Genomic DNA, 17210 nt, shown 5'->3' with positions numbered 1-17210 from the left:
GCTGGACCTCCGGCAACTGTCACCTTTTGTACAAAAGACCGCACAAAAGTCGCCAGTTACCTGCGGCCCATGCTAACGGCGTTAGGCAACTATAAGGAAATATATGGATCACCTGGTAAAAATAATTGACTCAGTTGTATGGCCTATTGCAGCTATATGGTTGGGGTATATTTTTCGAAGTGAAGTAAGAACTTTGCTTGGTCGAATGTCTCAATTCAAATACAAAGATGTAGAAGCCAAATTCGAAAAGCAATTAGTCCAAGCAGAAGTCGAAGCAACCAGTCTAAAGGAAAAGCCTCAGAAAACTTGGGAGCAAGCGACAACGAGGGGCGTTTTAACTCAATACGAGCAATTCAAGCGTATTGCTCAAGCATCTCCCAGAGCCGCAATACTAGAAGCTTGGTTAGATGTTGAAGTTGCTGTATTTGCAGCGGCAGAAAAAGCAGGATTAGAAGTAAAAGCTCAATCACATACTCATCAGCTAGCAAACCATTTGATTTCGCTTGAGTTAATACCAAAAGAAACATTATCTGTATTCAATAGCCTTAGAAAACTGCGAAATCAGGCAACACACTTGCCAGACTTCACATTAAGTGAAGAAGAAGCGGACAGATATTTAGAGTTGGCATTGAAAGTAGCAAATACATTCAGGCACTACGCTATAGAGGTGCCTAACAAGTCAAGCAAGAAGGACGCGCAAAAAGCGCGCGCCTCTTCTTGAGGCGTTAGGCACCCAATGAAAAATTTCGCGATTATCATAGTTTTATTCGCATCTTTGGCTATGGCTTCATATGAGCATCCCAGGTGGTATCCACATAAGAAGTATGTGGCCTCAGAAGAGGTTTCCAAGGCTTTCGATGTCGCTCAAGAGTTCTATGTAAAAAACCTAGCAAGTTCAGAGAAGCCGATTGACTACGAGTTTCACGCCTATGCCGTAGCTAATGGGTACGTTGTTTCAATTTCAGAACTATATCGAGTAGAAGGTGGAGGGCATAGCGTCGCGATTGACGGCGAGCATTGCATCTATCTGGATAAAAACTACCAAATCAAAGGGTCGAGGCAATGCATGGCAGCTGGTCCAAATCCACTAGCGAAGTAATGCCTAACAAGTGCATGTTGTTCGCCCACTTCGTGGGCTGGGACCTCCGCACTGCGTGCTCCGGCCCCAAATGCAGGCGCTAAGTTTTATACACAAGTGAACCAGTGAAAATTACTACTCTGATAAGCTCTACAAGAGTATTGAGAGCTTCAACTCTATCTACTACAGGCAAGATCAGATACCTAAGTAGAGAGGGATACTGGTGATTGTTTAATCAATATGCGCTCTACTCCAGGGAAAGCGCTAGATTTAGCGTAAAACTCAAGCGCTTTTGGTCTTATAGACGGTTAAATTTCATTCATTCCAGTCGGGAAATTAGGCTATTTCTCTGTATGAGACTTTGAATAGGATTCAAATATGTGTATAAAACACAGTGCGGGCGTTATGCGCCAGGATATAGCGAATGATTGAGATCAATTACCAAACTTTCCAAGATCCGACACGCAAGACGGTTAAAATCCCTTTTGATAGATTTTATGACGAACTAGAGAATGGCGAGACATACGAGAAAGACGGTGTTGAACGGTATCCGGATCACAGAGAATATATCAAAGTCGATAATGACAGGGTTTCCTATTTAAGGATCAAGACTCCGAACTATTCAAATAAAATTGAATATGGTGAAGGTGGCAGTATCACACAGCATACGGTTTACCCTGATTCGTCAGAGATGCTTGTTGTTCAGAGCTTCATTGAGCCAAATGTGATTCACTCTGTGAAAGTAACCAAGAATAACGGTGTATGGTCTTCATCTCGTATAGAGCTGATATATGATGACGAGCCCAAAATTGTTGACATCAAGTAAAGCGCATAACCAGGCGCTGCACCCGACTCCGGCGAGATTGCGCCTCCGCAGGTGAGCTTGGCGTTATACGAAAATTTAAATATGGATGTATCTAAGTATTACGACAAGGCTAAGGAAGTTGGAGAGCTTGCAAAAACTCAGGCCCCATCCATTCTAACTGCTCTTGATTACAGCCCTGACGATGATCACCCATCATCGTGGGTGCCAAAAGTGCAGAAGTCTCTGCTTGATTTTTACAAGGAGTTTCCGGGGTCTGAAGTAGCCAACAAAGCCTTAAACCTATATATACAAGGTGCAATACTGGAAGATCGGGCCGAACGTAACATGGCCGTAAAAGTAGGGTTTGGGTGTTTAATCCTAGGTGTAGTCATCGGATGGTTTGTATGGGCTTAGCAGCGTATAACAGGGTTGAGCACAATCGCCCTTCGGGCTGGTCACACCTTTTGCAAAAACACGCAAAAGCTGTGCCACTTACTCCGGCCTGTGTCAACGGCGTTAAGTGTATGAGTATGAGGATAGCTTCAATAGTGGCGCTCTTGTTGATATCTCAGGGGATTAGTGCTGAGGTATCAGATAAAATTCCATCTTTTGTTGGAATGTGGGTGCAAGCTGTAGTTTTTGGTATGGTCTTTTTGTTTGCCTCATTCAAAAAGTCGTGGTGTGTATTATTGGGTTTTCTGTTTTCATTGTTCTTGGCATCCGGGTTCTATGACATGGCAAATGACAAGTTTATGTATTTGGCTGTTATTAAAGAGCAGGGAGAGCTTTATTTTCTCAATGGCTATGCTTCCTCTTTTACGGTCGGGGTTCTAGCACTCTTGGGCTTAATAATTAATCGGAGCGTTAATGCAAGGAAAAACACTTAACAAAGGTAGGCAAGGTCGCGCTTCGCGCTTGACCTCGTCGCTATCGCTTCTCGGCACTTGCTACCGGCGTTATTGTGGCGGTCGGTTTTATTGATTTTTCGTGGTAACTGAAGGTTTAGTGCCACTAAATAGCATCCGGTGTTGAGCAATTTTAATGATTGCTATTCAAGCAGTTTCGCTCCTAGAGTGTTCGCTCGGGTGTTGTAAAAAGAGGTAGTTCGGTGCAATTTCGTGGAGTGCCAGTAAGATAGGAATTGGTTGGGGAAAGTGCGGTATTCTTTCCTCGTAAATGTTGGGCAGCGGCCAGCCAAACTATGGCTGGCAAAGTGCTAGTAGTCGGTCCCGAGCGCGCCAACCATAACCAGGCTAGGCAAGCTCGCCCAACCCCTACGGGGCTGGGCTGGACAGCCTACGCGTTGCTTCGGCTGCCCTTGCTAGCGGCGTTATGTGCAAGGATGGTCTTGAGTATTGAAAAATTTCGAAGTAACAATTATTACAATAGTTCTTATAGTCACTTGCCATTTTGGTGGAGTGTTTGGTGTTGTCTTTTGGTTCGGAGGACTATTCATTATTCCTGCGCTAGCAATGTTATTCCAATACCGCTATTTGTCAGGTAGTACTGTTGAAAAAATAGCATTAGCAGCAATGCCTTAGTTACTTTATGCAGTAAGCACATAACAAGGCGGTCAATGAACGCCTTCGGCTGGACCGCTAAAAGTGTGGCTTCGCCACAACGCGGCCCATTACCTTAGCGCTAAGTTTTATACACAAGTGAACCAGTGAAAATTACTACTCTGATAAGCTCTACAAGAGTATTGAGAGCTTCAACTCTATCTACTACAGGCAAGATCAGATACCTAAGTAGAGAGGGATACTGGTGATTGTTTAATCAATATGCGCTCTACTCCAGGGAAAGCGCTAGATTTAGCGTAAAACTCAAGCGCTTTTGGTCTTATAGACGGTTAAATTTCATTCATTCCAGTCGGGAAATTAGGCTATTTCTCTGTATGAGACTTTGAATAGGATTCAAATATGTGTATAAAACACAGCCTTAGCGTTAGGCATCATATGGAAATAATCACTGAGCAAGATGCTTTCTTCCTTGTCGCTCTAAGCGCATCCGAAGAGTCGTCCCTGATCGAGCTTAGATGGGAGTTCGAGAAGTGGGATCATAGCTCTATTGAAGTAACCACCATCATAGAAAGCCTCATTAAGGACGGTACCATTTTACTAAGTGAGCGCGAAGGTGAGAGCTTTAGTGACTACTCCGTAAACGACTCCCTTGCTATAGCAGTGACTTGGAGTAAATCTGAGTCTTGGAATACCATCCTATTTCTAACCGAGGCTGGTGATCAGCGGTGGAAAACCGACGATTGGGGCATTACCACTAAGCGAGCAAAACATTTAATGTTTTCAAACAAAGGGAGCGTTACCCGTGTTCAGTAGCTGCGTAGAGAGCATGCCTAACAAAACGCTCAACTACACTCCGGCCGCAAGCGGCCTCCGTCGGACAGGCAAAAGCGTGCTTCGCACTGGCTGCCGGTTTTATTGATTTTTCGTGGTAACTGAAGGTTTCGTGCCACTAAATAGCATCTGGTATTGAGCAATTTTACTGATTACTATTCAGGCAGTTTCGCTCCAAGAGTGTTCGCTCGGGTGTTGTAAAAAGAGGCAGTCCGCTGCAATTTCGCGGATTGCCAGTAAGATAGGAATTGGTTAGGGAAAGTGCGGTATTCTTCCCTCGTAAATATTGGGCAGCGGCCAGCCAAACTATGGCTGGCAAAGTGCTAGTAGTCGGTCCCGAGCGCGCCAGCCATAACCAGGCTAGGCAAGCTCGCCCAACCCCTTCGGGGCTGGGCTGGACAGCCTACGCGTTGCTTCGGCTGCCCTTGCTAGCGGCGTTAGGCGCCATTAAGTCATGGAACGTATCGAGATAGTCAAAGACAAGTCAGAGCTCGAAGGCACTTGCTATATCGAACTTAGCTTAGGTAAGTACCAAGGAAAGCATTGGGAAGAGACCAGTCTATTCTTTGATGAAGAGATTTTTGGTCTTATTGAAGCAATATTTGAGAGAAATATTCCTGGCTATGATCACTACAGTATGAATGATGCTGACTCAAAATCATGGAATAAGATCATAGCTGAGCTAAATGAACTTAATGAATTACTGAGATCAGCAAGAAATTTTAATGAAATTATCGGAAACGTAAGCTTTGTATTTGGTGGCACTAGGGATTATTTCCAAAATAATTTCCAGCCTTGCAAAGACCAGCTTCAGGAAATGATTTCAGAATTAGTTGCTTGGGCAGAAACACACATTAAAGAATATGGGCACATTGCAGTATTGGGTATCTAGGCGAAGTCCAGTGCCTAAATCGGGTAGCCGGTAGTTTCTAGCTACCGGCCCCCACACCACCCATCGTGCGGGTCCGCAATGGGCGGTTCCCTATCCGTAATGAATCTCTACCCAGCGGTCACGTAAAGAAATCAAACCCATCTTTTGGAAAAGCTCATTGTTGAGTGCAATATGAATACCTTCGGTCTTTGCATTTCGCCAGTAACTCTTACCGGACGATCCACAAGTGACAGCCAGTGATTCACTCACACCCATGCGTAGTAAGTTTCGGACTTTCGTTCTCACTTTACGCCAGTTTTTCCAGTAGCTCATTCTCAATCTTCGCCGTATCCAGCAGTCAAGATCGATACATTTTTGATAGCCTTGCGCTATACCAAAATAATTGATCCAACCACGGAGGAACACGGTAAGTTCTTTCAGTTTCTTTTCCATAGAAATACCACGGGATCGCCCTGTAATCTGGCGGATGCGGTATTTAAATTGGAGCAGGGACTTATCATGCCAGACGAGCCTTGCACCGCGAAAAGAGAATCCCAAAAACTTACAGCGGCTGACAGGAACTACTTGGCTTTTAGTATCGTTAACTTTGAGCTTAAGCTTGCGCTCAACAAAGCGTTTAATACTTGCCGTAACCCGTTCACCCGCGCGCTTAGAAGCAACAACAATCACAAAATCATCCGCATAGCGAACAAAATCATGTCGGCGTTTTTCCAGCTCTTTATCGAGCAGGTCGAGTACAATGTTGGAGAGCAGCGGCGATAAAGGGCCCCCTTGTGGCACCCCCTCATGACAGGCTTTCCAGCATCCATCTTCTACACTTCCTGCACGCAAGTAACTTGCGATCAACTTGAGTAAACGCTTATCGCTGATTCTTTGGCCAAGTAAACTCATGAGGAAGTCATGGTTGACCCGGTCGAAGAACTTAGATAAATCGACATCTACGGCTATTCGCTTCCCGCCTTCGATATACTTCTGTAGCTTTTTCACCGCATGATGCTGTGATCGCTTTGGGCGGAATCCATAGCTGAACTCCGAAAAGGTTTTATCGAAACTGGGGCCGATGATTTGGGCTATAGCCTGCTGAATAACACGATCAAAGATCGTAGGTATCCCGAGACCACGCTGGCCACCATCTGGCTTGCGAATGTAGACGCGCCTAACGGGAAGCGGCTGGTAATGACCCTGTCGAATAGTCTCGATGAGGTCGTCGCCAACTGCCTTGAAGTGCTGCACAAAATTATCGACAGTAATCCCGTCAATGCCTGCGGCACCTTTGTTGCTTCGCACGTGTTTCCATGCAGCATTAAGATTTTCTTTGCTGAGGATGATTTCAAGCAGATTTTCATTTGAGTTGAGTGTCATGGCAGTGCGCTACGTCAATTTTATATCCGGCTGGCAACACATCGGTAGGCTAGCCCTGTCTTTTAACTCGTGGATTTTGGGTTCAGGCCTTCACCGTATCCAAGGTATTAATCTTGGCATTAGGCTACTATGCCGTCGGCTGACTTCTGTTCAATCACCTTGGCCATTACTGGCCGAGGCGCCGCTGTGTTCCACCAATTTTGTTTACCCCCGCGATGGTGGCTAGCGGGCTGGGCCTACTTATGAGTCAGCGGCCACGCTGACAGCTTTACAGCAGCCGGTTGAACAGATCTCCCCAGATAAGAGCGTGAACTTTCACTACACAACTGCATCATTTACTCTACCCGTTAGACCACATGGCTTCGGTATCCTTGGCTACCTCGCCTCCAGGCTAAGCCTTATATGATGTTTCTGTTCGTCAGCTCGTAGCTTTGCTAGCGGCTTCCTCCCCACAAGACCTCACGGTCTTGCAGTTGCCATTTGCTAGTAGTTAGCATTTAATGGAGACCATTAAACGGTGATCCTCCTACAGGGGACTTTCACCCCATTAGTTCACGCCCATGCTGGGCGTACCAAGCGGCAGCAATCGGACAGTTTTTCCGCTCCTTCGTCGCTCCAAAACTGCCGCTGTGCCGGGCGTTATAAATCTTGGAGAGTTTTGTGCTCGGAAAGCTGAATGCAATAGCCACATATATTGCTTGGTTGTTTCTTGGGGGTATGATTGCATCCTTTGTTCTTGGTTACTTCGATGTTACTTATGAGATGCCCATCTACTATTTGATCTTTGGCGGTTTTTTCTTGTTTGCAATTATTCATTTTGTATTGGCGTTTTGGGTGCGTTGCCCGAATTGCAACAAGTGTTTAACCATTCAGGGTATGCATGGGGTTCATCCTGCCTCTATACACAAAAGCTGGTCGTCCGTTGTGTTTCACTGGTTTACAGGTAGGGTAGGTTGCATACATTGTGGTGCTACAGTTTCTACAAATGATTTATAACAAACCGCAGCAATCGCTCCCTTCGGTCGCTGGGACAGCCAAAACGCTGCGCTTATTTGTCTGCCCTTGTGCGGGGCGTTATGTGAGCAAAAAGGAATGAGTCATGAGCCTAAATCTAAAAGAGGTTGATGGGGTAAAAATTCAGCCAAAGCATTTAGCCTCATGTCATTGCGGCTCTGTAAAAATTGAGCTGGATCTACTTGATGGCCTTATAGATCTTCGGCGTTGTGATTGTTCTTTATGCCGTAGGAGAGGCGCAATTGCTGCGTCAGTTTCGCTAGATGGTATTACTGTCTTAGAAGGACAGGAGCATTTGAAACTCTATCAATTCAATACCAACACAGCGAAACACTATTTCTGCGGTAAGTGCGGAGTTTACACACATCATCAGAGACGCTCCAATCCAACTCAATACGGGTTCAATGTTGCGTGTCTAGAGGGTATAAACCCGCTAAAGGTAGAAGGTATTCCAACCTACGATGGTGTAAACCACCCGGCGGACCGAGGGTAACCCACATAACAATCACGGGCAATGAAGCTCCGGCCCTTCGGGCCTCTGCGGGACGGGTTACCTTATGTGCGTTTTGCGCGGTCGCTTCGCTCCCATTTTCGCGCAAAACGCACATAAGGTAACCCGCCCCTGCCATGGGCGTTATTGTGGCGGTCGGTTTTATTGATTTTTCGTGGTAACTGAAGGTTTCGTGCCACTAAATAGCATCTGGTATTGAGCAATTTTACTGATTACTATTCAGGCAGTTTCGCTCCAAGAGTGTTCGCTCGGGTGTTGTAAAAAGAGGCAGTCCGCTGCAATTTCGCGGATTGCCAGTAAGATAGGAATTGGTTAGGGAAAGTGCGGTATTCTTCCCTCGTAAATATTGGGCAGCGGCCAGCCAAACTATGGCTGGCAAAGTGCTAGTAGTCGGTCCCGAGCGCGCCAGCCATAACCAGGCTAGGCAAGCTCGCCCAACCCCTTCGGGGCTGGGCTGGACAGCCTACGCGTTGCTTCGGCTGCCCTTGCTAGCGGCGTTATGTGTCTATAGGAAATTAGAATTGTACGAACGTCTACCAGACAAGGAGCCAACATCATTCGAGTTAAAGATCTTCAAGTGGGTATTTCTTCCTGTAATTGCCATTGGTTTATTTCTTATATTCTCTGACGTAAGCAAAGGTCGGAATAAGTGTGAGAATATCTGCCTCGAAAAAGAGTTCCCTGATTTTCGTTATACCCCAAGCGGGCGTTATGGCATTGGTGGCAATACGTGCCACTGCTTAACAGAAGAGGAAAGTAACATTAAAAATCGCATACCCGAGGGTGCTCGTGTATTTTGAGCATCAACACATAACCAGGCTAGTCAAGCTCGCCCAACCCCTTCGGGGTCGGGCTGGACAGCCTACGCTTCGCTTCGGCTGCCCTTGCTAGCAACGTTATGTGCAAACCATGATTGACCGAGAATCTAGAAATAAACTTGCTGAGCTTATTCGTAGCTTGGTTGCTGGCATAATTACAAATGATGAGTTTGAAGATGCTTTACCTCAGTCAAAAGATGATGCTGTATGGGAGGTTTTTCATCACGGGGTTTGGTGTCTGTACAGCGATATGAAAGAGTACAAACTTAGAGGCAAAGAGGCACTTTCCAATGAAGAGCGGTCTGTTGTAGCGCGTTGGATTCTTTTCCTAAAGTCAGACATTGAGTATAAGTGGCCCTCTGCTAGTTTCAGAGACAGATTTCTTAACTCAATCAGTTTCGGGGCTTTCGGGCAAAGCACTCTCGAAAAGTGGCAAGAACATGGTGAGTTGGCATATTGGCCTTTCACTGATATCGCTCAGTACAACAAGACAAAACTGAGTAAAGGGTATCTCGGTGCCAAAAACACATAACGAATCAATCAACTTCGCGCCTACGGCGCCGGACAGCTTGCTCTACGCTTCGCTTCGTTCCAGCTGCCGGTTATTGAGGCGTTAGCTTATAAACAATGGATATCGACACAATGAACAAGATTAATGTACTAGAAAAATTCTCAAGATTTTCTGAGTGTTGGTCACCGAAAGTGATAGCGGAAATGAATGATTACCAATTCAAACTAGCAAGGTTCAAAGGTGAGTTCACATGGCATGATCATAAAGACACCGATGAAGTATTTTTTGTGATCGAAGGTGAAATGGGTATCGAATTTAGAGATAAAACTATTCACTTATCCGAAGGTGAAATGATGGTTGTGCCTAAGGGGGTTGAGCACAAGCCCTTTGCCGAGAATGAATGCAAAGTTATGTTGGTTGAACCAAAAGGTGTTGTAAATACGGGTGAGTCAGGCGGTAATTTAACTGCAAAAAATGATGTGTGGGTATAAAGCTAACAAGGCGCTCAAGCAAGGACGCCGTAAACGGCGCCGCTTAGCTTGGCGCTAAGTTTTATACACAAGTTTTTCCAGTTTTATTATGTAAATCAATAAGTTACAGTTTGTCCTGGTAAGAATTACAGATTTGATTGGATTATTATGCAGGACTGGGTCATGGACGAAGTAAAAAATCAGGTTATGGGTGATACACGCTTGAATAAGCGCTTGTCCAATATTCTTAGTAGTTTAAGTTCAGATCCAAAGAGTAGCATTCCCTGTGCAAACAAAACTTGGGCAGAAACGTTTGCGGCTTATCGTTTTATCGAAAATGATAAAGTCAACTTTGACTCTATTATGAGCGGCCATAAATCAGCAACTCTTGAGAGAATCAAGGCGCAGCCCGTTGTTCTTATCCCTCAAGATACCACCTTTCTAAATTTTGCCACTGACTTAGAAAGTAAAGAGATGGGAACACTTAGGCGGAAAGAGACCAATCAGCAACTGTTGCACACCTCCATCGCTATAACGCCATCAAGAGTTAACTTGGGTGTCGTTGAGGGCAGTATGTGGCAGAGAGATAAGGAGTCAAGCGCCAATTCCCGCTATACCAAGTCGATAAAGGATAAGGAGAGTCGACGCTGGCTAGACCATTACGAATCTGCTTGTCAGATACAGGAGCGCTGTCCTGAAAGCACAATTGTGAGTATTGCTGATAGAGAGGGTGATATTCATGAGTGGTTTCAACTGGCTGAAGATCAAAGCGAACAGAGGCGGGCGAGCTATATCGTTCGAGCTAAGGCCAATCGCACTTTAGAGATCGATGGAGAAGAAACGGTTTTGCTTTGGGATCATATGAATGAGCAGAAATCTATTGGTCAATACACGGTAGATATTCCCAAGCGGAATGGAGAACCTGGAAGAAAAGCCAAAGTTAGCGTATCCACTACTGAAATACGATTACTAGGAAAAGGAAAATCTAAAAGACCACTTTCTCTCTATGCTGTACTGGCTAAAGAATTAACCCCACCAGAGGGTGAGAAAGGGATTGAGTGGATGCTGTTGACGGATCTTTCAGTTGAAGACTTTAAGCAGGCGAGGGTTATCATTGAGTGGTATCGAAGCCGGTGGGAAATTGAAACCTATTTTCGAGTGTTAAAAGGTGGATGTCAGATAGAAAGTAATCGTTTTAGAACAGAGCAGCGAATGCTGAACTGCATTGCGATCTATATGATTATTGGATGGCGACTACATTCGATAACTACACGAGCACGAAGACTTCCTGAAGCACCGTGTACGAGTGCCTACTCTGAAAAAGAATGGCGTATGATATGGATGATGCGAGATAAAACTACTCCACCAAATGAACCCCCAAGCATGAGGGATATAACCCGCATGCTGGCAGGTTTAGGAGGTTTTTTGGGGCGTAAAGGGGATGGTGAGCCAGGGGTGAAAACCGTTTGGCAGGGATACACCAAGCTACTTCATTATATTGAGGCAGCAGAAGCTCTAAATGGACTTAAATAATGTGTATAAAACACAGTGCAGGCGTTATGTGTCAGGAGAGATAGATTGATAAATATTGGAGATACGAAAATATCGTTTAGCGATATCGTTAAAGGATCAATCGATTGCTCGGGTACGATAAGAATCGAAAGGGAGAATTGTTCAGTCTCTGGAAGTTTTATTTATTCCAAAAATAATAGTCCTCTAGATTCACTTCTTAGCTTATCTTCTGTAGATGAGGTTTCTTGGAAATCAGATTGTGAGAACTTGATAGTTACAAAATGTCGCGAAAACGAAGAGTATGTTTTCAATGTCAATTTATGCATTGATTCAATTGATAAAGATGAATATTGGGAAGTTAAAGTTGTAACAGCTCCTGTTCAAAAAATTAGTGTAAACAATGACGCTATCAAACTTACGTTCAAGTAAAACACATAACCAGTGCAGGCAAAATCGCCCGCAAGCGGGCTGGACCTCCCTGACGGTCGGCCTTTGCTGCAGGCGTTAAGTGCAAGTCAGGGCCATGAGTAATTGCTTCCTTTTTGACAACGACGGAACATTGGTTGATAGCGAGTATCTTTGTAACGTCGGACTTGTGTTGATGTTTAGGCGTCATGGTATAGAGCTTGATGCAGATGAACTCGTTATAAGATTTCGGGGCTGGAAGCTGGCAAGTTTGCTTTCAATCTTAGAGAAAGAACACGAGATAAAGCTTCCAGAAAATTTCGTCACAGATTATAGAAAAATAGTATCGGAGCTATTTGATAATGAACTGAAGCCCGTCGAGGGTGTAATTGATGCGTTGGAGTCTTTGAATGGCCCTAAAGCCGTAGTATCGAGTGGGCCAATGCATAAAATTAGGCAGGCACTTGATTTATGTGGCCTATCTAAATACTTTGGCGATAATTTGTTCAGTTCGTATGAGGTAGGAATTTGGAAGCCTGATCCTGGCATATATCTGCATGCGGCAAGGGAAATGGGCCACTCACCAGAGCGCTGTATCGTCGTAGATGATGGGCCTGTCGGTGTAAAAGCAGGTTACGAAGCGGGCATGAAAACATATTTTTTCAATCGCTTTGATGAAGAGTGCGATTCTGCAGGTGTTGTGAGTTTCCAAAGAATGGCGGAACTTCCGGGGTTGGTTGGCACTTAACAATCAGCGGCAGAGCGACAGCCAACGCTATGCACATTTTGTGTTACTCGCTGGCGCTCAAACATTAACACAAAATGAGCTCCGCGCTGGCTACGCCTGCGCTGGGCGTTATTGTGGCGGTCAATTTTTAGATGGTTTGTTGTTGCTGCAAGTAACAATCTCTACCTGAACACGTTTCGCCAGAGAGTTTTCCTGCAAGTTGGCACCGCAGTTTCGTTCAAGTGCCTTCGTTTTAAGTCAACAAGCCCTGCAAGTCAGTTGCACCATTGTGGAGTGCCAATCAGCTAGTTAATTGGTGGGGAAAGTATGGTATTTTCCCTTGTAAATTTATCGGGCAGTGGCCAGCCAAAGTCGGCTGGCAGAGAGCAAGTATGTCGTTCAGAGCGCGCCAGCTATAACCAGGCCAGGCAAGATCGCCCAGCCGGAGGCTAGGCTGGACAGCCTACGCTCCGCTTCGGCTGCCCTTGCTGGCAACGTTATAAGTAAGAGTATGGGCAAGAAATTACCTCCAGAAGAACTAGAACTCTACAAAGTCATAGATGAAATTTTATGGTGTGACTGGGACCCTATTGGTGTAAATGACATGCCAGAAGCTCGCGACGAGTATCAGAGTTATCTGCCACATATTTTTCGTCTTGCGGTCGAGGGTAAAGATGCCGAGCATATACCCTCGTCACTGGTAGCAACAATAGAGGGCAATATTGGTTTGGGTGCTAGCAAAGAGCATTGTCTTAGGGTTGCACGCAAAATTGTCGGTGCTAAAAATGAAATTATTGGGTGGCGTCACTTATAACAAGGCCAAGCAGCAACGCGCACTGCGTGCGCTGGACAGCTTTTCCGCGGCTTCGCCGCTGCAAAGCTTCCGCTGTTGGCAACGTTAGGGCTCAGGAGAGAGCGTGAAGAAATTAGTAATTTTATGCCTTACTTTCTTCCTTCAAGGGTGTGTAGGCTTGGCAGTAGGTACTTACGGAACATTCGAAGACGAGAAAACATCCGTAAATATCTCCAATAAACGAAACAAGTTTAACTATGGTTCGAGCACCACGACTTTAACCAAAGAAGTCCTAGTTTCATCCTGGGGTGAGCCAGACTCTATAGCTCAAGTAGGTAACTGCGAGGTTGTCACCTACCATGATGGCTACAACTGGTCAGGTGTTGGGGCATTTATTGTTTTCTTCCCCATCCCCTTAATAGTGCCTACCGGACACGATGAAAACCGCTTCTACTTTATCAACGGTGAGTCTGTTGGTTTGGTCACAGAATATGGTGACGTAACCGGTGCGTTGGGCTATATGTGTGGTAGCAACGAGTGCAAAGGTTTAGCTGGCCCAGTTAATACCGAGAAACCGCGTCAGGTTGAGGTCAAGTGGTGTGGCTAAAGCCCTAACAAATTTAGGCAGGCGGACAAATTACTATGCCTTCGGCTCCGCAATTTGCCGTTGCTAAAGGCGTTATGATTTTTTATGCTTAGAAAGATACAAAGAATAGGATTAAGGCACTACGGAGCTAAGACGGTTGAGTTAAATGATTCCGTAGATTGGAAGTCAGTGGTAACCGAAATTTTCATCGGTTTTCTGCTTGGAGTCTTCGCTTATATGGGGTATATAGGTGGAATTCTATTGCTCTTTGTCCCGTGCTTTATCGGATCAGTTATATGCTTCTACGCAGTGCTAAGAAGTGCGGTGTTGTATTTCTGTAAAAAATCGAAAAAGAAGCGTGTTGATGCCCCAAAATCATAACAAGCGGCTCAAGTACGCAGGCTGCGCCTGCCGGACTCGCTGCTGCGCAGCTCGCCGCTTAGCCGGGCGCTAAGTTTTATACACAAGTGAACCAGTGAAAATTACTACTCTGATAAGCTCTACAAGAGTATTGAGAGCTTCAACTCTATCTACTACAGGCAAGATCAGATACCTAAGTAGAGAGGGATACTGGTGATTGTTTAATCAATATGCGCTCTACTCCAGGGAAAGCGCTAGATTTAGCGTAAAACTCAAGCGCTTTTGGTCTTATAGACGGTTAAATTTCATTCATTCCAGTCGGGAAATTAGGCTATTTCTCTGTATGAGACTTTGAATAGGATTCAAATATGTGTATAAAACACAGGCCGGGCGTTATGCATCTATACCGATGAGTGAGTAATCTCAAAAATGTCGATGGAATTATTTATCTTTCTTGCTTTGGATGTTCCGTTGGGAACAAACAATCTAAATGAAGTGGCGAAGAATCTAGAGCCACGAGTCGTCTATGAAGAAAACGTTAATCTCTCGAAGCATAGCGGATTCTTGCCAGTAACCTTGAGAGGAAGTAAATCTGGTGTAGAAACGTACAGTATCGACTATTCAAGCCTAGAAAATTATCTACCAAAAAATGAGAATTTAAGCTCCTCAAACACAAAGGTTTTGCAGCTGCGCTGGGGTAGTAGTCCAGAGGAGAGCGTCGTTGCATTCTATACTGCTTCATTGTTCTCAACTCACTTCAATGGTGTGGTTTTTGATCCTATGAGTGGTGTGTATCTAAATGAAAACCAGGTGGGCCAGGCGCTATCGACCTTCAGCGAAGGCCCGGAGTAACGCCATGCATAACAAGCAGCGGCAGAGCGACAGCCAACGCTACGCACCTTTTGTGTTACTCGCTGGCGCTCAAACATTAACACAAAAAGCGCTCCGTGCTGCCTGCGCTGGGCGTTATACGGCACCACTATGAAACAATGGGGTGAAATCAAGTCGGAATTTGAAGTAGATGGGTCTCTACGTGATATTTGTGTGGAAAATGTAGATTCAGCCGTATGGAATATATTTATTAGCGCCGTAAAACAGTCAAACTACAAATTTGATTTTGTTCATGGAGATCTGGTGAGAGATCTTCCTGCTAGCCTTGCTGAAATTAAGGCTTTGCAAGAAACCAACCCCACAACTTTGCGTATCTGGATTTCTGGTAGCATCCAGATTAATTGCCATTTTTTTGTGGAGTCGGAGATTGAGCTTGACGTGTCACCGTCTGAAATACAGAGCGCGGGTTCTTACTTCAAGTTAACAAGTTTTTTAGAATGGCTAGCCTGGGCTACAGGTGGCGTCGCAAAATTAACGCATGAAAATTCGCAGGAGCAGGTGATTCTCAGTGTCTGCAAGTAAGCCGTATAACAAGGCGAGGCATTTCGTTCCGGCCCTGCGGGCCTCCACCGGACAGCTCACTTTGAGTACTTTATGCGCAGGTCGCTTCGCTCCCGTTTTCGCGCATAAAGCGCCCAAAGCAAGCTGCCGCTGCTCGCGGCGTTAGGTTTACACAATGAACATTGTGATTGTCGTCGTATCTGGAATTTTGTACTTGATATTCGGTGTGGTAGTTGGCTTCGCGTTAAGCTCACATAAAGATGTATTATTAGGTCGTAGGCCAAACACACAAAATAAATTCATACTATTTTTAGCTAGGCCAACTCAGAGTATGCAAGGTATTGATAAGGTTGTATTCGTAATTGCTATGCTCTTATGGTTTCCAGTGTTTATATGCTTGGTTGCAGCGCCTATTGTGTTGGCATCTAAATATGCTCCTGAATTAGAGCAATTAATCTTTATTATGCTAATACCGTGTGTGCTTGCTGGTAAGTTTTATGGTTCTTATAAGTGGCGTACTTTGCTATAAACCTAACGAGGCAATGCAGCACAGCCACTTTGTGGCTTGGACAGCCTAGCCGTCGCTCGTTTTGTGCATGGCTACGCCATTGTTGCACAAAACAATCAACAACTAGTCTGCCGCTGATTGCGGCGTTAGGTACACAAGCATGTCAGTAATATCAAAACTAATAGAAGCTACGGAAGCTGATACAGATGTGCTTCGGAGCTTGGATAGTAATGGAGATGACTTCACCAAATTTAGAGAAGTTGATTTCACATTCAAGTGCCCTAGTAAGGAAAAAGCCGATACGGTCGCTGGCTTTCTGCAAGATTTCCAGTATGGAAGAGCGAGCGTCATCCTTGAAGAGGATCAGTACATGGTGCAAGTTCTGATCGACATGCCGGTAACACAGAATATTCTGCTTTGTGTTTCCGGTTTTATGACCTGTATCGCAGAGCTCTACGGTATTGAAATTGATGGCTGGGGCTGCATCGCACAAAATGGTACCTAACAAAGCCGGGCAATTTGCTCCGGGCCTGCGTCCCTCCACGGGACAGCTTACCTTGTGCACGTTTTGCGCGGGTCGCTACGCTCCCATTTTCGCGCAAAAAGCGCACAAGGTAAGCTGCCCCTGCCGGCGGCGTTAAAACTATGAGTAAGTCTTACCTCAATATATCTATCCTAGGTGTGGCGTTGCTTTTTATGGTAATTTTCTTGGCATACTCTGAGCTTGAAAAAAGTCACGAAATTGTCAGCTACGTGAGCCGCCCGGATATTGCGCAAAGATATGCGCTGAAATCGGCGAGGGATGACTTTCAGAAAAATAGAGTTGGCTTTATCTGGGTCTTTGAAATTGACGGTGTGTTAACTGTCTATGGTTTAGATGAAAAACAAGTTTCAAAGATTGCCAAAGTATTCGTTCAAGATAGATACTGGAGTTTACGGTGCTGTAGTGTTTTAGGAGAATACAAGTATCCGGATGATATCATTACTGGCGACGAACCATCTGAATTTGGTTTGATAGTCGGGGCGTATATCAGAAACCCCTATTTTGTAACTCTATACAACCGGGAAATGGCAAGGCTCCTGGGCGTAGAGTTTTAAATCGGGTAGCCGGTAGT

23 protein-coding genes are annotated in these 17210 nt (G+C 45.1%); 22 read left to right on the top strand and 1 reads right to left on the bottom strand.

Features of this window, described 5'->3' with window-relative positions:
- The first annotated feature begins 103 nt into the window (after nt 1-103).
- The 8 genes from ACJJIK_RS04565 (at nt 104) to ACJJIK_RS04530 (ending at nt 5126) form a co-directional block, all read left to right on the top strand.
- Nucleotides 104-721, top strand: a complete 618-nt coding sequence (locus tag ACJJIK_RS04565) for a hypothetical protein (RefSeq protein WP_444944357.1) — start codon at nt 104-106, stop codon at nt 719-721.
- Between the two features lie 15 nt (nt 722-736).
- Nucleotides 737-1099 carry a hypothetical protein gene (locus ACJJIK_RS04560; RefSeq protein WP_444944356.1) on the top strand — a complete coding sequence of 121 codons (363 nt, stop codon included), beginning with the start codon at nt 737-739 and terminating at the stop codon, nt 1097-1099.
- Nucleotides 1100-1502: 403 nt separating this feature from the next.
- A complete protein-coding gene (locus ACJJIK_RS04555) occupies nt 1503-1904 on the top strand; it encodes a hypothetical protein (protein ID WP_444944355.1) in 402 nt (133 codons plus the stop codon).
- 57 nt (nt 1905-1961) lie between these two features.
- Nucleotides 1962-2297 carry a hypothetical protein gene (locus ACJJIK_RS04550; RefSeq protein WP_444944354.1) on the top strand — a complete coding sequence of 112 codons (336 nt, stop codon included), beginning with the start codon at nt 1962-1964 and terminating at the stop codon, nt 2295-2297.
- Nucleotides 2288-2770 carry a hypothetical protein gene (locus tag ACJJIK_RS04545; RefSeq protein ID WP_444944353.1) on the top strand — a complete coding sequence of 161 codons (483 nt, stop codon included), beginning with the start codon at nt 2288-2290 and terminating at the stop codon, nt 2768-2770. The genes ACJJIK_RS04550 and ACJJIK_RS04545 overlap by 10 nt, the downstream gene beginning before the upstream one ends.
- A gap of 468 nt (nt 2771-3238) precedes the next feature.
- Nucleotides 3239-3424 carry a hypothetical protein gene (locus ACJJIK_RS04540; RefSeq protein ID WP_444944352.1) on the top strand — a complete coding sequence of 62 codons (186 nt, stop codon included), beginning with the start codon at nt 3239-3241 and terminating at the stop codon, nt 3422-3424.
- Nucleotides 3425-3838: 414 nt separating this feature from the next.
- Nucleotides 3839-4216: a hypothetical protein gene (locus ACJJIK_RS04535; RefSeq protein ID WP_444909073.1), complete on the top strand. Its 378-nt coding sequence runs from the start codon at nt 3839-3841 to the stop codon at nt 4214-4216.
- A gap of 472 nt (nt 4217-4688) precedes the next feature.
- Nucleotides 4689-5126, top strand: coding sequence for a hypothetical protein (locus ACJJIK_RS04530; protein WP_444944351.1), 438 nt, complete (start codon nt 4689-4691; stop codon nt 5124-5126).
- A gap of 90 nt (nt 5127-5216) precedes the next feature.
- Here the strand turns inward: ACJJIK_RS04530 and ltrA are convergent, their stop codons facing one another.
- Nucleotides 5217-6488 (bottom strand): group II intron reverse transcriptase/maturase, encoded by a 1272-nt coding sequence (gene ltrA / locus ACJJIK_RS04525; protein WP_444944350.1) that lies wholly within the window; start codon nt 6486-6488, stop codon nt 5217-5219.
- Nucleotides 6489-7148: 660 nt separating this feature from the next.
- On the opposite strand from ltrA, the gene ACJJIK_RS04520 reads away from it, so the two are divergent.
- The 14 genes from ACJJIK_RS04520 to ACJJIK_RS04455 all read left to right on the top strand — a co-directional run bounded on the left by ACJJIK_RS04520 (nt 7149) and on the right by ACJJIK_RS04455 (nt 17193).
- Nucleotides 7149-7484 (top strand): hypothetical protein, encoded by a 336-nt coding sequence (locus ACJJIK_RS04520; protein WP_444894541.1) that lies wholly within the window; start codon nt 7149-7151, stop codon nt 7482-7484.
- Between the two features lie 103 nt (nt 7485-7587).
- On the top strand, nt 7588-7995 hold the full coding sequence (locus ACJJIK_RS04515; RefSeq protein ID WP_444930255.1) for a GFA family protein: 408 nt from the start codon (nt 7588-7590) through the stop codon (nt 7993-7995).
- A 918-nt stretch (nt 7996-8913) separates the two neighbouring features.
- Nucleotides 8914-9363: a hypothetical protein gene (locus ACJJIK_RS04510; protein WP_444915333.1), complete on the top strand. Its 450-nt coding sequence runs from the start codon at nt 8914-8916 to the stop codon at nt 9361-9363.
- 110 nt (nt 9364-9473) lie between these two features.
- Nucleotides 9474-9833 (top strand): cupin domain-containing protein, encoded by a 360-nt coding sequence (locus ACJJIK_RS04505; RefSeq protein WP_444944349.1) that lies wholly within the window; start codon nt 9474-9476, stop codon nt 9831-9833.
- 162 nt (nt 9834-9995) lie between these two features.
- Nucleotides 9996-11345 (top strand): IS4 family transposase, encoded by a 1350-nt coding sequence (locus ACJJIK_RS04500; protein WP_444928614.1) that lies wholly within the window; start codon nt 9996-9998, stop codon nt 11343-11345.
- Nucleotides 11346-11390: 45 nt separating this feature from the next.
- Complete coding sequence (locus ACJJIK_RS04495; RefSeq protein ID WP_444928602.1) at nt 11391-11753, top strand: hypothetical protein; 363 nt, start codon at nt 11391-11393, stop codon at nt 11751-11753.
- A gap of 94 nt (nt 11754-11847) precedes the next feature.
- Nucleotides 11848-12477, top strand: coding sequence for an HAD-IA family hydrolase (locus ACJJIK_RS04490; protein ID WP_444944348.1), 630 nt, complete (start codon nt 11848-11850; stop codon nt 12475-12477).
- A 490-nt stretch (nt 12478-12967) separates the two neighbouring features.
- Complete coding sequence (locus tag ACJJIK_RS04485; RefSeq protein ID WP_444944347.1) at nt 12968-13270, top strand: hypothetical protein; 303 nt, start codon at nt 12968-12970, stop codon at nt 13268-13270.
- A 103-nt stretch (nt 13271-13373) separates the two neighbouring features.
- Complete coding sequence (locus ACJJIK_RS04480; protein WP_444944346.1) at nt 13374-13856, top strand: hypothetical protein; 483 nt, start codon at nt 13374-13376, stop codon at nt 13854-13856.
- Between the two features lie 768 nt (nt 13857-14624).
- Entirely contained in the window at nt 14625-15047 is a 423-nt protein-coding gene (locus ACJJIK_RS04475) for a hypothetical protein (protein WP_444944345.1), read from the top strand.
- Nucleotides 15048-15176: 129 nt separating this feature from the next.
- Complete coding sequence (locus ACJJIK_RS04470; RefSeq protein WP_444944344.1) at nt 15177-15608, top strand: protein export chaperone SecB; 432 nt, start codon at nt 15177-15179, stop codon at nt 15606-15608.
- A gap of 154 nt (nt 15609-15762) precedes the next feature.
- Nucleotides 15763-16116 carry a hypothetical protein gene (locus ACJJIK_RS04465; RefSeq protein WP_444893094.1) on the top strand — a complete coding sequence of 118 codons (354 nt, stop codon included), beginning with the start codon at nt 15763-15765 and terminating at the stop codon, nt 16114-16116.
- A 139-nt stretch (nt 16117-16255) separates the two neighbouring features.
- Complete coding sequence (locus ACJJIK_RS04460) at nt 16256-16600, top strand: ribonuclease E inhibitor RraB (protein ID WP_444930960.1); 345 nt, start codon at nt 16256-16258, stop codon at nt 16598-16600.
- 140 nt (nt 16601-16740) lie between these two features.
- A complete protein-coding gene (locus tag ACJJIK_RS04455; RefSeq protein ID WP_444930961.1) occupies nt 16741-17193 on the top strand; it encodes a hypothetical protein in 453 nt (150 codons plus the stop codon).
- Nucleotides 17194-17210 lie beyond the last annotated feature (17 nt).

This window comes from Microbulbifer regidiadema (SeqCode) (genome assembly GCF_052466995.1).
Note: the sequence above shows the minus strand (reverse complement) of the source record. Positions and strands in the feature narration are given on the sequence as shown.

Bases quoted from the DNA above. Each gene is read 5' to 3' on its own strand.
- ACJJIK_RS04565 (WP_444944357.1), top strand. From the start codon at position 104: ATGGATCACCTGGTAAAAATAATTGACTCAGTTGTATGGCCTATTGCA.
- ACJJIK_RS04560 (WP_444944356.1), top strand. From the start codon at position 737: ATGAAAAATTTCGCGATTATCATAGTTTTATTCGCATCTTTGGCTATG.
- ACJJIK_RS04555 (WP_444944355.1), top strand. From the start codon at position 1,503: ATGATTGAGATCAATTACCAAACTTTCCAAGATCCGACACGCAAGACG.
- ACJJIK_RS04545 (WP_444944353.1), top strand. From the start codon at position 2,288: ATGGGCTTAGCAGCGTATAACAGGGTTGAGCACAATCGCCCTTCGGGC.
- ACJJIK_RS04535 (WP_444909073.1), top strand. From the start codon at position 3,839: ATGGAAATAATCACTGAGCAAGATGCTTTCTTCCTTGTCGCTCTAAGC.
- ACJJIK_RS04530 (WP_444944351.1), top strand. From the start codon at position 4,689: ATGGAACGTATCGAGATAGTCAAAGACAAGTCAGAGCTCGAAGGCACT.
- ltrA (WP_444944350.1), bottom strand. From the start codon at position 6,488: ATGACACTCAACTCAAATGAAAATCTGCTTGAAATCATCCTCAGCAAA.
- ACJJIK_RS04515 (WP_444930255.1), top strand. From the start codon at position 7,588: ATGAGCCTAAATCTAAAAGAGGTTGATGGGGTAAAAATTCAGCCAAAG.
- ACJJIK_RS04505 (WP_444944349.1), top strand. From the start codon at position 9,474: ATGAACAAGATTAATGTACTAGAAAAATTCTCAAGATTTTCTGAGTGT.
- ACJJIK_RS04500 (WP_444928614.1), top strand. From the start codon at position 9,996: ATGGACGAAGTAAAAAATCAGGTTATGGGTGATACACGCTTGAATAAG.
- ACJJIK_RS04490 (WP_444944348.1), top strand. From the start codon at position 11,848: ATGAGTAATTGCTTCCTTTTTGACAACGACGGAACATTGGTTGATAGC.
- ACJJIK_RS04485 (WP_444944347.1), top strand. From the start codon at position 12,968: ATGGGCAAGAAATTACCTCCAGAAGAACTAGAACTCTACAAAGTCATA.
- ACJJIK_RS04475 (WP_444944345.1), top strand. From the start codon at position 14,625: ATGTCGATGGAATTATTTATCTTTCTTGCTTTGGATGTTCCGTTGGGA.
- ACJJIK_RS04470 (WP_444944344.1), top strand. From the start codon at position 15,177: ATGAAACAATGGGGTGAAATCAAGTCGGAATTTGAAGTAGATGGGTCT.
- ACJJIK_RS04465 (WP_444893094.1), top strand. From the start codon at position 15,763: ATGAACATTGTGATTGTCGTCGTATCTGGAATTTTGTACTTGATATTC.
- ACJJIK_RS04460 (WP_444930960.1), top strand. From the start codon at position 16,256: ATGTCAGTAATATCAAAACTAATAGAAGCTACGGAAGCTGATACAGAT.
- ACJJIK_RS04455 (WP_444930961.1), top strand. From the start codon at position 16,741: ATGAGTAAGTCTTACCTCAATATATCTATCCTAGGTGTGGCGTTGCTT.